The sequence below is a fragment of the Mesorhizobium sp. genome (genome assembly GCF_005063415.1).
Classification (GTDB): domain Bacteria; phylum Pseudomonadota; class Alphaproteobacteria; order Rhizobiales; family Rhizobiaceae; genus Mesorhizobium.
On the sequence record NZ_SUEG01000272.1, the window covers coordinates 1 to 3,204 of the forward strand.

The window sequence follows — 3,204 nt, forward strand, 5'->3', positions numbered from 1 at the left end:
GCAATAACCGTAATGTCGGCGTAGCGGGCACGGCGGCCGATGGTTTCGTCGGCCCAGGCAGTGTCGGGATAGTCGTCGATCAGATCGCCCGATGTGACGATTTGGGAAAGGAATGCGGAAACGACCGAAGTTCGCTCTTTAAGCCTCTTGAGGTCGGCCCGGCGTTCCTCCAGCCACGCCGGTGAAACTGCGCTGCATATCCACCGCCCGAGGGTGGTGCCGCAAGCACGAGAAGGAGCACGGAAAGATGGGCACCAAAACTGCTCGCACAGGCCGGCGGCAAGTTTGAGATCGCCATCCACCCTGGCTCGGTCCTGTAACCGCAAGGATCGTTTTGAAAGCCATGGCGCCTGCTCCTGATTTTGCCTCAAATTTCAATCGTCGTTGCAACAATGGCGAGACGGCTCGCCGTGTTCATTGCGCTGAATCAAAGACCGCCCCCTATGCAATTGATCCGGATCAACGTGTCCGCGTGCCGACGCTGTAGGCTTGGCCACCAATTGGGAACACGCCGATGAAATTCCTCATAGCGGCAGCTCTCGCAACCATGGCCTGCCAGGCGTCCACCGCGCAGGAAATGAGTTATGGCGAGGCGGAATACCTGAACTCCTGCGCGGTCTGCCACGGTCTCCACGGCAAGGGCGATGGGCCTTTGGGCAATGTGCTGTTGAAGCGTCCGGCCGACCTGACGCGTCTATCCGAACGGAACGGCGGCTCGTTTCCCTATTCGAGGGTCTTCGCGACAATCGACGGTCGCTTTGCCTTGCCAAGCCATGGCGATCGCGAGATGCCGGTGTGGGGTCGCCAGTTCCTCGAGGAAGACGCAAAGCTCTATGGCCCCAGTGGCGGCGAGGTCGTCACAACGGAACGCATTCACAACCTGGCCGGCTACATCGAGACGCTGCAGCATTAGATTTCGGCAGCACGAAGTTCGCGCAAATGGCTTGCTGTATGTGGATGGATTGGTGCACGTTCCGAAGCGCCAACCAACTTGGCTCTGGACCGCTATGATTGATATCAGCCCGAGGTTGGACGAACGCCTTGGCCGGATTCACGCCAGGCAGCGTCTAGGGGTCGAAGAGGACCATGAAGCCCAAGTTTTCGGCCAAGGTCTGAACTTCTTCCATTTGGAGAATTGGTATTCGATCCATGCGGTAATCCGCAACGGGCTGCGCTTAACTGGCCTTTATGGGCGTGGGCGCCGCAATGCCGCAAACGTCCAACTCCGCGTCAACAATATCACGTCGGCAAGCTTGCCACGTAGTTTTGAAGGATTCCGGATCCTCCACCTCAGCGACCTTCATGCGGACATGAGCCGTTCTGCGATGGATCGCGTGATCGAGCTTGTCTCTGATCTCGACTACGACATCTGCGTGCTGACCGGAGATTTCCGCGCAAAGACCTTCGGCCCGTTCGACGCCGCTTTGGACGGTGTGGGCCGCGTGCGTGCCTCCCTCAAGGGACCGCTATACGGCGTGCTCGGCAATCACGACACGGTTCGAATGGTTCCGGCCTTGGAGGACATGGGCATTCGCATGCTGATGAACGAACTCGATGTGATCGAGCGGAGCGGAGAACGCATCTATCTTGCTGGAATAGACGACGCCCATTTCTTCAGGGTCGACAATATAGAAAAGGCCGCGGCTGATGTGCCGACCGACGCATTTTCGATCCTGCTTTCGCATACCCCCGAGATCTATCGCCAGGCAGCCCACACTGGATTCGATTTGCTGCTCGCGGGTCACACCCATGGTGGCCAGATCTGTCTGCCGGGTGGACTCCCGATTACCCTGGATTCGAAACTCCCACGGGCGATGGGCGTCGGCGCCTGGATTTATCATGGCATGACGGGCTACACCTCGGTCGGCGCCGGCTCGAGTGTCGTTGCAGTACGGCTCAACTGCCTTCCCGAGATCACACTCCACCATCTCGCCCGCAGGGATTAGTAGGGTCTGTCCCTGACGTGAAGCATATAGAGAAGCCGGGAGACCAGGAGTTCGCCGATCCAAAATGCCCCAACGCCGATTAGAATGTCCCAAACCGAAAGCCCTAAGAAAGTCTTGACGGCGACGAGGGGCAGCAGGGATTCCGGCACCTGATCGAGACCCGGTGCTTCGGCACTTGGCACCAATCGCAGGCGACGTTTGAGGAAGCTCGACAGCATGTCCCCGACCATAGCGTTGAAACCAATGAGGACTCCTGTTTCAACATCGAGCCCCACTAGAGGACCGCCAATCGCTGCAGCAAGGATTGCCAGCACGAACCCGCGAAGCGTCTTTGATCGACCCAGGAGCGGTTGTCCGTCCCAGAAAAGCCAACCGCCATCAATTGGCCATGTGAGCCAATCGCCAAACACTTTCTTGGCGATGACAGGCACGCCGTTCGCGAGAGTCAGCAGGATGAGGCATTGAACAATCCACCATAAATGAAGCTCAGTCATACTGTTCTCATTCGCAAGGGCCGACATCCTAGCGGAAAGCAGCGCGCCTGGCTGTGCGCAAGATCCTGCGCACCTGAGGCAACGGCATGTCCAATCTCTACAACATTACCACCAGCCAGGAGGCCATTCGCCAGTGGACTCGCGCCTTGCGGGACATCATCGGCAATCTTGAACCGTCGATCCGATATCTATCCCAACCAATTTGCCGCTAATCCTCTTCGTGGAAACCCTGCATCGAGGCCTGCCGCAGGTCTTCCTCGCCGCGCAGGAGTGGATGCGGCCGATCAGCCCCGGCTTGACCCATTCGTTGGGTTCTGGCCCGGCATGTTCCTGGACGCGCAGCAACAACGCGCCAAACCGCTTAATTCTCCTCCCAGAAATCCTGCAGCGATGCGTGGCGCAACTTGTCTTCGCCGCGTAGGTGCTTGACGTGGCCCTTCAGGCCCGGCTTGACCCACGTGGTCGCCTGCCGCTTCACCCCCTCAGGTGCCGGCCCGGCGTGCTCCTGAACGCGCTTCCACAGCCGTTCCCGCATCTCACGGTTCAGCGTGATGAAAGCGGATCCGACATATTTGCGGGTGCCTGGCTCTCCCATGAGGGCGAAGGCGGGCTTGCCCCTCTCCCGCTCGACGCCGAGCAATTCGAGGTCGCTCAAGGTATAGCTTTTGGTCTTCAGCCATGCCGTCGTGTTGCCGCTGCGATACTTGCTGCCAAGGCGCTTCGACACTATGCCCTCAAGCCCCGCCTGGTCGACCAGATAGAAG

3 protein-coding genes and 3 pseudogenes are annotated in these 3,204 nt (G+C 59.0%); 3 read left to right on the forward strand and 3 right to left on the reverse strand.

Going from position 1 to position 3,204, the window contains the following annotated elements; all coding sequences use genetic code 11:
• Nucleotides 1–302 (reverse strand): annotated as a pseudogene (locus E5W70_RS31505) (universal stress protein); the annotation flags it as partial.
• 212 nt (nucleotides 303–514) lie between these two features.
• Between E5W70_RS31505 and E5W70_RS31510 the strand changes: the two are divergent.
• Nucleotides 515–913: a cytochrome c gene (locus E5W70_RS31510; RefSeq protein WP_292665173.1), complete on the forward strand. Its 399-nt coding sequence runs from the start codon at nucleotides 515–517 to the stop codon at nucleotides 911–913.
• 94 nt (nucleotides 914–1,007) lie between these two features.
• Nucleotides 1,008–1,946 carry a metallophosphoesterase gene (locus E5W70_RS31515; protein ID WP_292665176.1) on the forward strand — a complete coding sequence of 313 codons (939 nt, stop codon included), beginning with the start codon at nucleotides 1,008–1,010 and terminating at the stop codon, nucleotides 1,944–1,946.
• Here the strand turns inward: E5W70_RS31515 and E5W70_RS31520 are convergent.
• Nucleotides 1,943–2,440 (reverse strand): CDP-archaeol synthase, encoded by a 498-nt coding sequence (locus E5W70_RS31520; RefSeq protein WP_292665177.1) that lies wholly within the window; start codon nucleotides 2,438–2,440, stop codon nucleotides 1,943–1,945. The two genes, E5W70_RS31515 and E5W70_RS31520, sit on opposite strands and share 4 nt — an antisense overlap.
• A gap of 86 nt (nucleotides 2,441–2,526) precedes the next feature.
• On the opposite strand from E5W70_RS31520, the pseudogene E5W70_RS31525 reads away from it, so the two are divergent.
• Nucleotides 2,527–2,641 (forward strand): annotated as a pseudogene (locus tag E5W70_RS31525) (SOS response-associated peptidase); the annotation flags it as partial.
• A gap of 160 nt (nucleotides 2,642–2,801) precedes the next feature.
• Here E5W70_RS31525 and E5W70_RS31530 read toward each other — a convergent pair.
• Nucleotides 2,802–3,204 (reverse strand): annotated as a pseudogene (locus tag E5W70_RS31530) (ATP-dependent DNA ligase); the annotation flags it as partial.

Coding starts and splice junctions, on each gene's coding strand:
- E5W70_RS31520 (WP_292665177.1), bottom strand. CDS start 2,440: ATGACTGAGCTTCATTTATGGTGGATTGTTCAATGCCTCATCCTGCTG.
- E5W70_RS31515 (WP_292665176.1), top strand. CDS start 1,008: ATGATTGATATCAGCCCGAGGTTGGACGAACGCCTTGGCCGGATTCAC.
- E5W70_RS31510 (WP_292665173.1), top strand. CDS start 515: ATGAAATTCCTCATAGCGGCAGCTCTCGCAACCATGGCCTGCCAGGCG.